General features: G+C 63.2%; 15 protein-coding genes. 4 read left to right on the top strand and 11 right to left on the bottom strand.

Annotated elements, in window-relative coordinates; translation table 11 throughout:
* Positions 1 to 267 carry a DUF1858 domain-containing protein gene (locus ACZ7GB_RS15500; protein ID WP_472159401.1) on the top strand — a complete coding sequence of 89 codons (267 nt, stop codon included), beginning with the start codon at positions 1 to 3 and terminating at the stop codon, positions 265 to 267.
* Here the strand turns inward: ACZ7GB_RS15500 and ACZ7GB_RS15505 are convergent.
* Positions 209 to 916 carry a Crp/Fnr family transcriptional regulator gene (locus ACZ7GB_RS15505; RefSeq protein WP_472159567.1) on the bottom strand — a complete coding sequence of 236 codons (708 nt, stop codon included), beginning with the start codon at positions 914 to 916 and terminating at the stop codon, positions 209 to 211. The genes ACZ7GB_RS15500 and ACZ7GB_RS15505 overlap by 59 nt on opposite strands.
* Before the next feature lie 210 nt (positions 917 to 1,126).
* On the opposite strand from ACZ7GB_RS15505, the gene ACZ7GB_RS15510 reads away from it, so the two are divergent.
* Genes ACZ7GB_RS15510 through ACZ7GB_RS15520 form a run of 3 tightly spaced genes read left to right on the top strand, consistent with a single transcriptional unit; the run spans position 1,127 to position 3,604 of the window.
* Positions 1,127 to 1,555 (top strand): pseudoazurin, encoded by a 429-nt coding sequence (locus ACZ7GB_RS15510; RefSeq protein WP_472159402.1) that lies wholly within the window; start codon positions 1,127 to 1,129, stop codon positions 1,553 to 1,555.
* A gap of 59 nt (positions 1,556 to 1,614) precedes the next feature.
* Positions 1,615 to 2,838, top strand: coding sequence for a copper-containing nitrite reductase (gene nirK, locus ACZ7GB_RS15515; RefSeq protein WP_078549572.1), 1,224 nt, complete (start codon positions 1,615 to 1,617; stop codon positions 2,836 to 2,838).
* Positions 2,839 to 2,854: 16 nt separating this feature from the next.
* Positions 2,855 to 3,604: a formylglycine-generating enzyme family protein gene (locus ACZ7GB_RS15520; protein WP_472159403.1), complete on the top strand. Its 750-nt coding sequence runs from the start codon at positions 2,855 to 2,857 to the stop codon at positions 3,602 to 3,604.
* 202 nt (positions 3,605 to 3,806) lie between these two features.
* Here ACZ7GB_RS15520 and ACZ7GB_RS15525 read toward each other — a convergent pair whose 3' ends face one another.
* From ACZ7GB_RS15525 to mutM, 10 genes are all read right to left on the bottom strand, one after another.
* Positions 3,807 to 5,195: an IS1182 family transposase gene (locus ACZ7GB_RS15525; RefSeq protein ID WP_472159379.1), complete on the bottom strand. Its 1,389-nt coding sequence runs from the start codon at positions 5,193 to 5,195 to the stop codon at positions 3,807 to 3,809.
* A gap of 340 nt (positions 5,196 to 5,535) precedes the next feature.
* Complete coding sequence (gene gyrB, locus ACZ7GB_RS15530; protein WP_078549568.1) at positions 5,536 to 7,986, bottom strand: DNA topoisomerase (ATP-hydrolyzing) subunit B; 2,451 nt, start codon at positions 7,984 to 7,986, stop codon at positions 5,536 to 5,538.
* Positions 7,987 to 8,067: 81 nt separating this feature from the next.
* On the bottom strand, positions 8,068 to 8,688 hold the full coding sequence (locus ACZ7GB_RS15535) for a LysE family translocator (protein WP_274962005.1): 621 nt from the start codon (positions 8,686 to 8,688) through the stop codon (positions 8,068 to 8,070).
* On the bottom strand, positions 8,685 to 9,113 hold the full coding sequence (locus tag ACZ7GB_RS15540; protein ID WP_472159405.1) for a VOC family protein: 429 nt from the start codon (positions 9,111 to 9,113) through the stop codon (positions 8,685 to 8,687). Before ACZ7GB_RS15540 ends, ACZ7GB_RS15535 begins: the two co-directional genes overlap by 4 nt.
* On the bottom strand, positions 9,110 to 10,168 hold the full coding sequence (gene recF / locus ACZ7GB_RS15545; RefSeq protein ID WP_472159406.1) for a DNA replication/repair protein RecF: 1,059 nt from the start codon (positions 10,166 to 10,168) through the stop codon (positions 9,110 to 9,112). The genes ACZ7GB_RS15540 and recF overlap by 4 nt, the downstream gene beginning before the upstream one ends.
* Before the next feature lie 52 nt (positions 10,169 to 10,220).
* Complete coding sequence (dnaN, locus tag ACZ7GB_RS15550; protein WP_078605046.1) at positions 10,221 to 11,339, bottom strand: DNA polymerase III subunit beta; 1,119 nt, start codon at positions 11,337 to 11,339, stop codon at positions 10,221 to 10,223.
* A 114-nt stretch (positions 11,340 to 11,453) separates the two neighbouring features.
* Positions 11,454 to 12,845, bottom strand: coding sequence for a chromosomal replication initiator protein DnaA (dnaA, locus tag ACZ7GB_RS15555; RefSeq protein WP_078605126.1), 1,392 nt, complete (start codon positions 12,843 to 12,845; stop codon positions 11,454 to 11,456).
* A 497-nt stretch (positions 12,846 to 13,342) separates the two neighbouring features.
* Positions 13,343 to 13,609, bottom strand: coding sequence for a 30S ribosomal protein S20 (rpsT, locus tag ACZ7GB_RS15560; RefSeq protein ID WP_472159408.1), 267 nt, complete (start codon positions 13,607 to 13,609; stop codon positions 13,343 to 13,345).
* A 209-nt stretch (positions 13,610 to 13,818) separates the two neighbouring features.
* The gene (locus ACZ7GB_RS15565; RefSeq protein WP_075776776.1) at positions 13,819 to 14,595 is read right to left on the bottom strand and encodes an enoyl-CoA hydratase; all 777 of its coding nucleotides are present in this window, start codon (positions 14,593 to 14,595) and stop codon (positions 13,819 to 13,821) included.
* A gap of 86 nt (positions 14,596 to 14,681) precedes the next feature.
* The gene (gene mutM, locus ACZ7GB_RS15570; protein WP_472159410.1) at positions 14,682 to 15,527 is read right to left on the bottom strand and encodes a bifunctional DNA-formamidopyrimidine glycosylase/DNA-(apurinic or apyrimidinic site) lyase; all 846 of its coding nucleotides are present in this window, start codon (positions 15,525 to 15,527) and stop codon (positions 14,682 to 14,684) included.
* Between the last annotated feature and the right edge of the window lie 34 nt (positions 15,528 to 15,561).

Genomic DNA, 15,561 nt, shown 5'->3' on the forward strand with positions numbered 1-15,561 from the left:
ATGTCAAAAGCCAGCTGGAAAAACCCCGATGCCACGCTCGACGCGCTGATGCGCGACTGGCCTGCCACGATCGAGGTATTCATGCGTCACAAGATGCTCTGCGTGGGCTGCCTCGTGAACCCGTTCCACACGATCGACGATGCCTGCACCGAGTATCGGCTGGATCTCGACGACTTCATCGCCGAACTGGACGCGGCTATCGCGGCATCTATCGAGACGGCGGAGCCTCGCCCCGGCAAATCAGCACCAGACGGTGTGGATCGGTGACGGTGATCCGCTTGCGGCGGCTGGCGACCACACCCTGCTTTTCCCACGCGCTCATCAGCCGCGAGACCGTGTGCAGCGTGGTCGCGGTCGTTTCCGAGAGATCCTGCCGGGTGATCGGGAAGTCGATCTCGATCCCGGTCTCCACCTTGCGCCCGGTCTGATTGATCAGGCGCAGGAGCGAATTGGCCACCCGCTGCTCGACCTGCTGGGTCGCCATCTCGACGATGCGATTGTTCATCTCGCCGATGCGCTGGCCGACGGTCTTGTAGGTCTCGGAAGCGAAGCCGTCATATTGCGCCACGAACTGATCCCAGAGCCGCATCGGCCAGCCGAGCACGATCGCCTCCGAGGAGGTGACTGAGGTCGCGGGATAGGTCGTGCGCCCAAGCGCCTGCGCGATCCCGAAGAGCTGCCCCGAAGGGATATGCAGCGCGATCACCTGCTCGCCCGTGGGCGTGATCCGCATCACCCGGATATAGCCGTCGAGCAGCATGTAGAACCGCTCTGCCGGAGCGCCTTCCTCGAAGACCGCCACGCCCTCGTCGAAGCGGCGCACGCTGGCGAGGTCGAGAATCTCGCGGATCTGCCGCTTCTCCAGTCGGGAGAAAGGCGGCATCGGCGTCAGCAGGCTCTCATCGAGCCTGGGCATCGTCTTGCGGGGAATAGGCGCGCTCATGCCCTCTCTAAGCATAGGCCTCCCGACGCGTTCAATATCAAACATCACGCGGTCGCGAGCGCGCCGTCAAAAATTCTCGCGACGTTGTGAGAAAGCGCCAAGAAGTTTGCGCCAGAACAAAAAGCCGCGGGCCGAACCTCGTTAGACAGGGTGCAATCCAAGGATCCACGAAAGGACGAAAAGATGATCCGCACCCTGATTTCCGCCCTCGCGATGACCGCCCTTCTGGGCGGGGTGGCGAGCGCCGAGACCCACGAAGTCCACATGCTCAACAAGGGCGAGAAGGGCGTAATGGTCTTCGAACCCGCCCTCGTGAAAGCCGCTCCCGGCGATACGATCCGCTTCATCCCGACCGACAAGGGGCACAACGCCGAAAGCATCGACGGGATGATCCCGGACGGGGCCGAGGGCTTCGCCGGCAAGGTCAACAAAGAGGTCGAAGTGACGCTCGACACCGAGGGGCTCTACGCCGTGCGCTGCAAGCCGCATTACGCGATGGGCATGGTGATGGTGATCGCGGTGGGCGACGCAACCACCCCCGACAATTTCTTCGAAGGCCGCGTGCCGAAGAAAGCCAAGGAACGCTTTGAAGAGGAATTGGGCGCGCTGTGAGCGTCCGCGGCAGGAAACGCGCGACAACTTCCTGCTACGTTTAACCAGTGGAGGCTAAAATGCCGAAATATGTCAATCCAGCTCTCGTGAAAACCAACCGCCGCAACGTGCTGCGCGGCTCTCTTCTGGCAGGCGCCGCGGCGATGACCGCGGGGGCCGGGATGGCCGGAACCGCGTCGAAGCGTATGGCACCCCATGTCGCGCCGCGCCCTGCCGCGCCGAAATTCATCCTCGCCGAAGCCGAGGCGCAGGTGGCCGCGCCCAAGGTGGACCTGTCTGGCTATACCCGCGTCCGGCAGGAGCTTGTCGCACCGCCCTTCGCGCCCAAGCACGAGCAGGTCGCGACCGGTGGCCCGAAGATCGTCGAGATCCGGATGGAGACCCGCGAGGTCCTGCTGACGGTGGACGAGGATACCGGCGCCAGCATCTGGGCGCTGACCTATAACGGCTCGGTCCCCGGCCCGCTGATCATCGTGCATCAGGACGACTATGTCGAACTGACCCTGAGCAACCCCGCCGCCTCGCAGATGGAGCACAATATCGACTTCCACGCCTCCTCGGGCGCTCTTGGCGGCGGCGGTCTGACCCACGTCTATCCCGGCGAGGAAACGGTGCTGCGCTTCAAGGCGACGCGACCGGGCGTGTTCACCTATCACTGCGCGCCGGGTGGGGCGATGATCCCCTACCACGTCACCCACGGCATGAACGGCACGCTGATGGTGCTGCCGCGTGACGGGCTCAAGGATGCCGAGGGCAATCCGCTGCGCTACGACACGATCGCCTATATCGGCGAGCAGGACTTCTACCTGCCGATGGACGAGAACGGCGATTACAAGACCTACGAGGTCGCCGGCGAGGACTTCGCCGACAGCGTCGAGGCGATGCGGACGCTCACGCCGACCCACTCGGTCTTCAACGGTTCGGTCGGCGCGCTGACGGGCGAGAACGCCTTCAAGGCCAAGGTCGGCGACACGGTTCTGATGGTTCACAATCAGGCCAACCGCGACAGCCGTCCGCACCTGATCGGCGGTCATGGCGACCATGTCTGGGAGAACGGCAAATTCGCCAACCCTCCGCAGAAGGATCAGGAGACCTGGTTCATCCGCGGCGGCAGCGCGGGGGCCGCGATGTATACCTTCCTGCAGCCGGGCGTCTACGCCTACGTCAACCACAACCTGATCGAGGCGGCCCTACTGGGTGCCACGGCCCACTTCGTGGTGGACGGCGCATGGGACAACGCCCTGATGGAGCAGGTGACGCCGCCCCATGTGGTGGAAACCTGAGGCAGGGAGACCGGAGATGATCGCCAGACTCGCTTTCCTCGCGCCCCGTCTTTCCCTTCGGAAGGTGCTTGCGGCGGGGGCGGCGATCATCGCCCTCGGGGTCGCGTGGGGTTTCCTGCGCGGCCCCGATTTCAATTACGTGCCGCAGATGGCCGAGCGAGCGGTTAGCTTGCCTGACGGCCACGCAATCTACGTTCAGAAATACGAAGTGACGGTTGCGGAGTGGAATCGTTGCCACGCGGACGGCGCCTGCGAGCTTGCCTTGCGCGCTCCGCCCGGAAGCGAGACGGAGGCCACCCCTGCGACCGGGCTGAGCCATGTCGATGTCGAGCAATATCTCGGCTGGATCAATCGCAAGGCGCGCCACGACTTCCGTCTGCCGACGATTGCCGAATGGCAGTTCATGGCCAAGGACGTGCTGCCCGAGAAGGAGGATCAGATCTTCACCGATCCCGATCTGACTTGGGCTTCGACCTACCTCACGAGCGGTCTCGCGCCGCGCAAGCTCTCGCCGCGGGGCAGCTTCTCGACCAGCGCCGAGGGGATCGTGGATCTCGACGGCTCGGTCTGGGAATGGACGCAGGATTGTTATGGCGGGGAGGGCGGCGGCCCCGTCGATCCGAAGAAATGCGCGGCCTTCTTCGCAGGTGGCGAGCATGTCGCAGCGATCCCGTTCCTCGTCCGCGACCCCGCGCGCGGCGGCTGCGCTGTCGGAAGCCCGCCCGCGCATCTGGGCCTGCGTCTGGTCAGTGAAACCCGGATATGATGAGTGTCGGCGACAGTTCTGCGGAGCCTGGCCGTATGGCCGTTCCCAGTTGGCCAAAGTCGACACTCGCTCTCCAGTCAATCTCGCATGCCTGGACCTTGGGCTCTTGCGCAGCGAACGACCGCTTCCCGCCGATTCTGTGGAAAAACACCCGTTCGCGATTGCAGAAATTGGAAGCTTTCGTGATGTGCGACTGCCTTTCCTATAAGGCTTTTCGCGGTTGCTGCGGTGCGGGAAGGATCTTTGCCAGCTTCCTGAGGTTCTGGGCGGTTGCGGCGAGGAGAAATTCGTCATTTGCGCCGCACGGGCCACGTAGTCGGAGGCGTCCGAGGCCAAGGATGCGTTTGAGGTGCGCGAAGAGCATCTCGACCTTCTTCCGGAGATTCATCGAGATCTCGTATTGCCTGGTCTTTGCGATGTCCCTGGCGACCTGGCGGGCGTCTTCGTGTTCCTCGCGGGTGATGGACCGGAAGTCCATGTTCGGGCAGCAGCGCTGCTTCGAAGGGCAGGCCTGACAGATGTGCTTCAAGCCGCGGTATTTGGCGACGCCCTTGCCGGTCGGTCCTCTGTTCGGGTCGGAATAGTTCCGGCGGAACTGCTTCAGCGTCTGGCCCTCTGGGCAGATGTATTGATTGTTTTCGGCGTCCCACTCGAAGTCGGCCCGGGTCCAGGTGCCATCGTTACGGCCCGACTTGTCCAAGACGGGGATGTGCGGCGCGATCTTGCGCTCTACCAGCCAACCCAGCATCGGCCCGGTGCCATAGGCGGTATCCGCGATCAGGCGTTCGGGATGCAAATCGAACTTGGCCTTCACCCGGTCCAGCATGGTGCGTGTCGAGCCGACCTCCGCCTGCCGGACCGACCGCGTCGCCTCGACATCCACAATGACGCCGTGATCCGTGTCGATCAGGTAGTTGTCTGAATAGCTAAAGAATGCCGGACCCTTGCGCGCTGCCGTCCACTGGCTGGCCGGGTCGGAATGCGAGGTGAACTTGGGCTGGACCTCGCTGGCGGCACCGAAGGCGGCCTCGTCCAGCGTCTCAAGATACTCGCGAACGGCGCGGGGCGCATCCGTCGGATCGATTTGCGAGGCGTCCCACTCTTCCTTCGGCGTCGAGTTCTGCTTGTTCGCCTCCGCCTCGATCAGGCTGGCATCGACCGCCATGCGCTGCCCGCTCACCAGGCCTTCCTCGATGCAGCGTGCGACCGTCATCTCGAACAGGTGGCGTAGCAGCTCGCTGTCACGAAACCGGCCATGGCGGTTCTTCGAAAAGGTGGAGTGATCCGGCACCCGGTCAGCAAGGTCGAGGCGGCAGAACCAGCGATACGCCAAGTTCAGATGCACCTCTTCGCAGAGGCGCCGCTCGGACCGGATGCCGGAGCAATAGCCGACCAGGAGCATGCGGATCAGCAGTTCGGGGTCGACAGACGGACGGCCCGTGTGGCTGTAGAAATCCGCAAGATGAGCACGGATGCCGCTCAGGTCGACGAACCGGTCGATGGATCGAAGCAGGTGATCTTGCGGAACATGATCCTCCAGCGAAAACTCGTAGAACAGCGCTGGCTGAGCTTCCTGCTTCGGTCCCATCATCGCCAATCCTCCCACCTGATGTCGGAATTGAATCAGCGCCACGCCCAGCAATCAAGCGCGAGTTTTTCAACGGAATACGCCCTTTGTCGCGCCGAGATCAATAACTGCCGATCGAATCTCTTACAGAGTAAGCGCCAAACAGAGTGTCCTCCCAGGGTGAAGCCAACCTGTTGCTCAGGAACCGAAACTGGGCCTGAAATCCTTCAAAAGAGACTGATCAGAAGACGAGAATCTCTCGTGCCCGCCTTGTAGGCCGAAATGCCAGAAACGAAGCCTAATGGGCGTTTCGCGAAAACTTATGGGCAGCGCGAAGCATTATGCGCTGCCCTACAGCAGAGCCTCAGAAGTCGAGGTTTTCCACCGTGAGGGCGTTTTGCTGGATGAACTCGCGGCGGGGTTCGACGACGTCGCCCATCAGCTTCGAGAAGATGTCCTCGGCCTCGGCCACGTCTTCGATGCGGACCTGCAGGAGCGTGCGTGCGGACGGGTCGAGCGTGGTTTCCCAAAGCTGCTCGGGGTTCATCTCGCCCAGACCCTTGTAGCGCTGCAGGCTCAGGCCCTTTTCGCCCTCCTTGAGGATCGCGTCGAGCAGTTCGAGCGGGCCGTGGATGAGGATTTCGCGCTCTTTGCGCACCAGTTTCGCCGGGCGGTCATAGACCTCCTTGAGCTGGTCCGTCTGGCTGCCGAGACGACGTGCCTCGCCCGACCGCAGCACCGCGCCGTCGAGCGTGCGGACCTCTTCCACGCCGCGCAGAACGCGGGCGAGGCGGATGCCGTGATCCTGCGTCGGGCGGCCCTGCCAGCCGCGCTCGTATTCCAGCGCGACGAGGTCGAGACGCTCGGCCACCGAGTTCGCGACGCCCTGCGCATCGCCGTCGATCTTGCCCGGCACCATTGCGCCCGCGATCGCCGCCTGCTCGAGGATGTGATGCGGGTAATGGGTCGGGAAAGTCGCGAGGATGCGCTTGATCAGGCGGGCCTCTTCAACGACGCGCTTGAGATCCTGGCCGGAGATTTCCTCGCCGGTGTTGAGACGCAGAATCGCCCCTTCGACACCCATGTCGATCAGGTAATCCTCCAGCGCGGTCTGGTCCTTCAGATAAACCTCGGACTTGCCGCGCGCGACTTTGTAGAGCGGCGGCTGCGCGATGTAGAGATAGCCGTGCTCGATGATCTCGGGCATCTGGCGGAAGAAGAAGGTCAGCAGCAGCGTCCGGATGTGCGCACCGTCGACGTCCGCATCGGTCATGATGACGATCTTGTGGTAGCGCAGTTTGTCGATGTTGAACTCGTCGCGGCCGATCCCGGTGCCGAGCGCGGTGATCAGCGTGCCGATCTGATCCGAGCCGAGCATCCGGTCGAAGCGCGCACGCTCGACGTTGAGGATCTTACCGCGCAGCGGCAGCACCGCCTGGTTCTTACGTTCGCGGCCCTGCTTGGCCGAACCGCCTGCGGAGTCACCCTCGACGAGGAAGACTTCCGACAGCGACGGGTCTTTCTCCTGACAGTCGGCGAGCTTGCCGGGCAGGGAGGCCACATCCATCACCGTCTTGCGGCGCGTGAGTTCGCGCGCCTTGCGGGCAGCCTCACGCGCCAGTGCAGCCTCGATGATCTTGCCGACGATCTGCTTGGCCTCGTTCGGGTTCTCCTCGAACCATTCGGCGAGCTTCTCGTTCACGAGGTTCTCGACCGCCGGGCGGACCTCGGAGGAGACCAGCTTGTCCTTGGTCTGGCTGGAGAATTTCGGATCGGGCACTTTCACCGAGAGCACGCAGGTCAGGCCTTCGCGCGCGTCGTCACCGGTGAAGTCGACCTTCTCGCGCTTGGCGATACCGCTTTCCTGCGCGTATTTGGTGATCGTGCGGGTGAGCGCGCCGCGCAGGCCCGCCATATGGGTGCCGCCGTCGCGCTGCGGGATGTTGTTGGTGAAGGGCAGCACCGTCTCATGGTAGCTGTCGTTCCACCACATCGCGCATTCGACGCCGATGCCGCGGACCTCGCCGACCATGTAGATCGGATCCTCCATCACGGCGTTTTTCGAGCGATCCAGATATTTCACAAATTCCCGAACGCCGCCTTCGTAGTGCAGTTCGGTCTTGATCGGCTCGGCAGGGCGCTCGTCTTCGATGATGATGCGGACGCCGGAGTTCAGGAAGGCCAGTTCGCGAAGACGCTTTTCCAGCGTGGCGAAGACGAACTCACGGTTCGAGAACGTGCCCTCGGGATCGTCTTCCTTGCTCGACGCGAGGAAGCGCACCTCGGTGCCGCTCTCGTTCGGGGCGTCGCCCACGACATGCACATGCTCGACGCATTCGCCATGCTCGAAGCGCGCCTTGTGAATCTTGCCGTCGCGCCAGACCGTCAGTTCCAGCCAGTCCGACAGCGCGTTCACCACCGAGACGCCCACGCCGTGCAGACCGCCCGACACCTTATAGGCGTTGCCGTCGTCGTCGGTGTTGTTGAACTTCCCGCCCGCGTGCAGCTGGGTCATGATGACCTCGGCCGCGGAGACGCCTTCCTCGGCGTGAATATCGACCGGAATCCCGCGCCCGTTGTCGCGCACGGAGACCGAAGAATCCGCGTGAATTTTCACGGCAACGTAGTCCGCGTGACCCGCCAAGGCCTCGTCGATCCCGTTGTCGACGACCTCATAGACCATGTGGTGCAGGCCCGAGCCGTCATCGGTATCGCCGATATACATGCCGGGCCGTTTTCTCACGGCTTCCAAGCCTTTGAGAACTTTGATGGAATCGGCGCCGTATGCGTTCTTCTTCGGGGTGTCGTCGGTCATGCCTGCCCGTCCTTTATCTGTTGCCGGTTTTATATCGGCTGGGCAGAGGAATGTCACGTGTCAGACACAAGATTTAGGGGGTCACGTCACGGCGATAAGAAGGCCTACAAGGATCATCAGCCCGCCCGCGATCCGGTTCAGCTTTGCCAGCTTGCCGCGGCTTTGAACGAAGTTGCGGATGCGGTCGACGAAGGCGGCGAGGATCAGGTTGCCGGTCAGCGGCACGATGGCCGAGATCAGGCTCACGAGGGCGATGTCGATCCAGGTCATCGTGGCGATCGGGAAGAAGCCCGGCAGGATGCCCATGTAGAACAGGATCGCCTTGGGATTGCCGATGATCACGATGAGCCCGGCGACGAAGCCCGCCCACATGCCGGGGCGCGTCAGGCGGCTGTCGGAGCTGATCTGATGGTCGGCATGGCGGATCAGGAGCGCGCCCATCCCGACGAACATCGCGACCGCGACCCAGCGCAGGGCGTCGAGGAACCAACTGAATTCGCCCACCAGCCACGACACGCCGAGGATGGCGAGCGCGGGCCAGATCATATCGCCCACGGTGACCCCGAAGGCGAGCGGCCAGGCGGCGGCAAACCCGCCCGACATGGCGCGGGCGAGAAGGGCGAGCCAGACCGGCCCAGGGGTGAGGAAGAGAACCAGAAGCGCGCCGGAATAGAGCGCAATCTGCGAGAGCGTGAGGGTCATGGCAGGGTGAGGCTTCCGTCGTCGGCCAGCGGCCAGAAAGGATTATGGGCGAGTTCCCAGACGTGGTGGTCGGGATCGGCGTAATAGCCCGCATAGCCACCCCAGAAGGTCTTTTCCGGAGCTTTCAACGCGGATGCGCCCGCTTCGAGCGCGGCGGCGAAGGCGGCGTCCACCGCCTCGGGGCTGTCGAAGTTCTGCGCCAGCGTCATCGCTCCGGTGCCCAGCCGCGCGCGGGTGCGTCCCTGATCGGCGGCGAGCGCGGGCAGAGAGAACAGGCTCAGCGCCATCCCGTGGAGCTGGTAGAAGGCGACGTCGTCCTGCTCGGCATGGGGCTCCCAGCCGAGGGCTGCGTAGAAGGCCTTGGATTGGTCGAGATCGGCCACGCCCAGCGTGATCAGCGTCACGCGTTGCTGCGGATAGCTCATGGCGTCACCTCCCTCACCTCGGAGCCCTGCGGCCCCTCGATCACTTCAAGATATTGACCGCGAGATCCAAGCGCCTCGAACAGTTCCGCGCCGGTCCCGGTCATCATCACCTGCGCGCCCATTGCGCAGATTTCGTCATAAAGCGCCGCGCGCCGGCCGGAGTCCAGATGGGCCGCGACCTCGTCGAGCAAAAGCACCACATCCTCGCCCGCAAGCGCCCGCGCATTCGCGAGGATCAGCGAGATCAGAAGCGCCTTCTGCTCCCCGGTGGAGCATTGCGCGGCGGGGGCGTCCTTTTCGACGTAAGTGGCCAGCAGATCGGCACGGTGCGGTCCCTCCAGCGTGCGGCCCGCCGACATGTCGCGGGGGCGGTTGGCGTCGAGCGCTGCGGCCAAATTCTCGGGGCCTTCATTCTCGAGCACCAGATGCGCAGCGGGAAACGCGGTCGCCGCATCGGCCTGCGCCTGCATGATCCGCGTTAGGGCCTCGGCCCGGTTCGCCCGGATCGCAGCGCCAGCCTCGGCAATCTGCGCCTCCAGCGCGTGATACCAGTTCGGGTCGCGCACCATGTCTTTCAGCAAGCGGTTACGCTCGCGCATCGCCTTTTCATAGGCCAGCGTCACCTCGGCATGGGCGGGGGTGAAGCTCATCACCATCCGGTCGAGAAACCGCCTGCGCCCTTCGGCGCCCTCGATCCAGAGCCGGTCCATCGAGGGCACCAGCCAGAGCACGCGCAGGATCTGCGCCAGCGCCACCTGCGGCGCCGCCTTGCCGTCGATCTCGACGCGGCGGGACTCGCCGGGCAGGGCGGAGGTCTCGATTTCATGGGTGTCGGTGACGGCGCGCAGCTTCCAGCCCACGGCCTCGGCGCGGCGCATCAACTCATCGGCCTGCGCCCGGCGCAACCCGCGCCCGGGCGAGAGCAGGGAGACTGCCTCGAGGATATTCGTTTTGCCCGCGCCGTTCGGCCCGTAGATCGCCACGGGCCGACCATCGAGCGCAATCTCGGCACGGCGATGCGAGCGGAACTGCAATATCTTCAGTTCACGCAGCATCGCGCCTCTTCGTGTTGGTCAAAATATCCCCGCCGGAGGCTCCCGGCAGATGTCACACGCGCATCGGCATGACCACATAGACCGCCGAGGTGTCGCCACCTTCGCGCATCAGGGTCGGATCGCCCGAGGAATTGAACAGGAAGACGGCGTTCTCGCGATCGACCTGGCTCGCGATTTCGAGCAGGTATTTCGCGTTGAAACCGATCTCCAGCGGCTCGTCGGCATAGGCCACGACCAGCTCTTCTTCCGCAGCACCGGCGTCGGGCGCGTTGACCGACAGCACCAGCTTGTCGGCTTCCAGCGCCAGTTTTACTGCGCGCGAACGCTCCGACGAGACGGTCGCCACACGGTCCACCGCTTTCGCGAATTCGGACGCGTCGACTTCCAGCTGGCGGGTGTTTCCGGTCGGGATGACGCGGGTGTAATCGGGGAAGGTGCCGTCGATGACCTTCGAGGTCAGCGTGATCACCGGGGTCGCGAAACGGACCTTGGTTTCCGACACTGAGACCGCGATTTCCTGATCGTCATCTTCCAGCAGCTTGCGAAGCTCGTTCACCGTTTTGCGCGGTACGATCACGCCGGGCATGCCCGAGGCGCCTTCCGGTAGGCCGGAATCGATACGCGCCAAACGGTGACCGTCGGTTGCGACGCAGCGCAGCACCTGACCGTCTTCGCCGGTCGCGATATGCATATAGACGCCGTTGAGATAATAGCGGGTCTCTTCGGTCGAGATCGCGAATTTCGACTTGTCGAACAGGCGCTTGAGCACCCCGGCCTTGGCCGTGAAATTCGCGGTGTATTCCGAGGAGGCCATCACCGGGAAGTCTTCCTTCGGCAGCGTGGCGAGGTTGAAGCTCGACCGGCCGGCCTGCACGTTCAGACGCCCGGCGGTCGGGTCGTCCGAGATCGAGACCAGCGCGCCATCGGGCAGTTTGCGCACGATTTCATGCAGCATGACTGCCGAGACGGTCGTGGCCCCGGCCTGTTCGACCTGCGCGGGCGCCTTGTCGACCACCTCGATATCGAGGTCGGTCGCGCGGAACTGGACGGTGTCGCCTTCGGCTTCGATCAGGACGTTTGCAAGGATCGGGATCGTGTTGCGGCGTTCCACAACGGATTGCGCTTGCGAGACGGCCTTGAGCAGAGCGGCGCGTTCGATGCTGAATTTCATGTCGATCCCTCACGACTTTCCGGGGCTGGCAAGGTAGCACCTCGCGCCACCGGCACAACGGTTTTCGCAGACATTCGGTCGCTTTGCCCGGAGCGTCAAGCCCAGCGGGCCAGATCAGCTTTCAAGGAGGCGGCGGAGCAACTCGATATCTTCGGCGAGCTGCGAATCCGTGCCGCGCAGCTCTTCGATCTTACGGATGCCATGCATGATCGTGGTGTGATCGCGCCCACCGAAGCGGCGCCCGATATCGGGAAGCGAACGGGTGGTCAGCGATTTCGCGAGGAACATCGCCACCTGACGCGGCCGTGCGATGGCGCGCAGGCGTTTGGGGCCCACGAGATCCGAGAGGCGGACGTTGTAATGTTCCGCTACCTTGCGCTGGATTTCCTCGACGGTGACCTTACGCTCGGATTGGCGCAGCTGGTCCTTGAGGCATTCCTGCGCCAGATCCATCGTGATTTCGCGCCCGATCAGCGAGCCATAGGCAAACAGACGGGTCAGCGCACCTTCGAGGATACGCACGTTCGACGTGATCCGGTGCGCCACGAATTCCAGAACGCCGGGGGCGATCTTCAGATCGGGATACTCGCTCTTATAGGCTTCGGTCTTGGTCTGCAGAATGCCAAGGCGCAGTTCGTAATCGGTCGGGTGCAGGTCGACGACGAGGCCGCAGGACAGGCGCGACTTGATGCGCTCTTCGAGGTCCTTGATCTCACCGGGCGCACGATCCGCCGAAATGACGATCTGTTTGCCCTGATCGACCAGCGCGTTGAACGTGTGGAAGAACTCTTCCTGCGTCGAATCCTTGCCCGCGATGAACTGCACGTCATCGACCATGAGAACGTCGATCGAGCGGAACATCTCTTTGAAGTCCATGATCTGCTTTTCGCGCAGCGCCTGCACGAAGCGATACATGAACTGCTCGGCCGAGAGGTAGAGCACGCGCAGATCGGGGCGCTGATGCTGCAGGTCATGCGCGATGGCGTGCATGAGGTGCGTCTTACCAAGGCCGACGCCGCCATAGAGGAACAGCGGGTTGAAGGTGACGGGGCCGCCTTCGGCGACGCGCTTGGCGGCGGCATGGGCCAGCTCGTTCGGCTTGCCGACGACGAAGCTGTCGAAGGTGAAGCGCGAATCCAGCGGCGCGCCGGGAAGCGGTTCGTCGGGGCGCGGGGTCTTGCGCGGCTTGGCGACAGGAGCGGCCGGGGCAGGGGCCGGAACCGTCGGGCGCGTGGCGCCATTCGCCGTGCCGTTCATCGGTCGGCGCGACGGGACCGAGATGTTGACGCGCTCGGCGGAGACGCCCGCCCGGCGCAATTCGCTCAGGATCGGTTCCGCGAAGTTGCGCGAGACCCAGTCGCACATGAATTTCGTCGGTGCTTGAAACGAGGCGATACCGTCCTCGAGGTCGATCAGCTCGAGAGGAGCGATCCAGGTCGTGTAGTTGTTTTGCCCAACAGCTTTTTGAAGCTCATTGCAGACCTGCCCCCAAGTGTCGTCCGTCATTTTTCCGCCCATCGCCAAACACAAATCAGGTGCGTCTTCGTCCCTTGGCTTTGCGGTGAGTCCGGCTGGCAGGCCAAACTCGAATACAAACAGACACGACCTACCTGCCGGGGCTAAAACCCGGTGTCAGGCAGAGTTGCCGAAAGTGAGGGGTTATACCCCCTCGAGAATCGGAATCGCATTTCGCTGGTCGCCGCCAGGCTTTTTCATTTGTCGTGGCAGACTTATTTGCCCTCGACGGCCAGATAAATGCGTCATGTCCCCCAAGGCGACGTGAATCGCAGGTAGAAGCTAGCAAGCTGGTGAGCCCGCAGGCAACCGACCTTTGCGCTTGACGTGAGATTCCCCGAAACGAATCTGAGGGGGCTGCGCAAAACTGCAACAGTTTTGTGTCAAGGCGTTGATTGTCCAAGAAAAAACGCGCCTGCCAGATAGGCAGACGCGTTTTTCTTAAGGAATCCAGCGTATTCCCGAGCCAGTTCGCTCCGGGACGCAGATCAGGCTTTGAGGGCCTTCACGCGCGAAGCGAGGCGCGAGACTTTGCGCGATGCGGTGTTCTTGTGCAGAATGCCTTTGGTGACGCCGCGAGCCAGTTCGGGCTGAGCCGCGCGCAGAGCGTTGGTTGCCGCTTCGTAGTCGCCCGAAGTGATGGCTTCTTCGACTTTGCGGATGAAGGTACGGATGCGCGAACGACGTGCTTTGTTGACGTCTTGGCGGCGCTCGTTCTGACGGGCGCGTTTCTTGGACTGGGGCGTGTTAGCCATGTGTATCTTCCCACTTTCCGGGTCTGTTCAAATCTTTCAATCGCACGACAGACCCCGGGCTCCAGCGAACCTAGATGATTCTAGCCTAAGCGGGCTCCACGCGCATGTGAGGCGGCCTCATAAGCCAAAATGCGTGAAAGGGAAAGGGAATAATGAAAAGCGGGGCCGAAGCCCCGCCATCTGCTCTCGCGTTGGTGGCCCGAAAGGGCTCACTTGTCGCGGAATTGCGGCTCGCGCTTTTCGAGGAAGGCGGCCATGCCCTCCTTCTGGTCGTCGGTCGCAAACAGCCCGTGGAACAGACGACGCTCGAACAGGATGCCCTCGTTCATCGTCGTCTCGTAGGAGCGGTTGACCGCTTCTTTCGCGGCGCGAGTGGCGAGCATCGACTTCTCGGCGATCTTCTGCGCCGCGGCCATCGTCTCCGGGATCAGCTTGGCGTTCGGGACGACCCGGCTGACGAGTCCCGACCGTTCGGCCTCGCCCGCATCCATGAAGCGGCCCGTGAGGTGCATGTCCATCGCCTTGGACTTGCCCACGAAGCGCGTCAGGCGCTGGGTGCCGCCGATCCCGGCAATCACGCCGAGATTGATCTCGGGCTGGCCGAACTTGGCGTTCTCCGCGCAGATGATGAAATCGCACATCATCGCCAGTTCACAGCCGCCGCCGAGCGCGTAGCCCGCCACTGCAGCGATGATCGGTTTGCGGATGCGGTTGATGGCATCCGCTTCCTTGCCGAAGAAGTCGCTCGTGAACATGTCCACGAAGCTCTTTTCCGACATTTCCTTGATGTCTGCGCCAGCCGCGAAGGCCTTTTCCGAACCGGTGATGACGATGCAACGCACCTTGTCATTCTCTTCCGCCGATTTCAGCGCCTCGGCCAGTTCTCCCAGCAATTGGGAGTTCAGGGCGTTCAGTGCGTCGGGGCGGTTGAGCCGGATCAGGGCAACGTAATCCTCGATCTCGACGATCAGGGTCTGGTAGGCCATTCGGTCTTGCCTTTCCTTGTCTCTGAACGGGACTCCTAGCAGAGCATCAAATCAGATCAAGCGTCTTATGAGGCTGGAGCGCTGCGTCATTTCTGGCAAGACGGGCAGAAAAAGGTCGAACGTCCCGATTGAACGATGCGCCGGATCGGGGTGGCGCAGGTGGTGCAGGGCGTGTCTTCGCGGTCGTAGACATGGAAGCTGTGCTGGAAATATCCCAGCTCCCCATCCGCCTGACGATGGTCGCGCAGGGAGGAGCCGCCGGCCGAGATCGCCTCGGTCAGCACCTCGCGGATGATCGGCACGAGCGAGGCGAGCCGCAGGTTCGAAATCCGCTTCGCCTGACGACGCGGATCGATACCTGCCCGATACAGCACTTCACAGACATAGATGTTGCCCAGCCCCGCCACGACATGCTGATCGAGCAGCGCGGATTTGATCGGCGTCGCGCGCCGTTTGAGCGCCTCGACCAGATAGTCTTCGTGGAAGTCGTTGCCGAAGGGTTCGGGGCCCAGCCCCGCCAGCAGCCAATGGGCCTGCTCGCGCTCGGTCAGCACCAGATCCATGGCCCCGAAACGGCGCGCGTCGTTGAAGGTCACGCGTCCGCCGCCGGACATGTGCAAAACAACGTGATCGTGCTTGGCAGGCGCCGGATGATCGAGGTGAAATTCGCCGAGCGTCACGCCCGACACCAGCATTCGCCCGGACATCCCAAGATGGATCAGCAGGCTCTCCCCGCTGTCGAGATCGGCGAGGATGTATTTCGACCGTCGCCGCAGTCGGTCGATGCGGGCACCTTGCAACCGCTCCGCCATCCGCTCGGGCAGGGGCCAGCGCAGGTCGGGCCGATTGACTTCGGCGCGCTCGATCCGATGGCCTTCCATGGCCGGGACCAACCCGCGACGAACCGTCTCGACCTCGGGCAATTCGGGCATTGTTCCTCCTCATCGCATTGTCTTGGGGCAAAGG

The organism is Thioclava sp. PTB-PU3-1 (assembly GCF_055666785.1).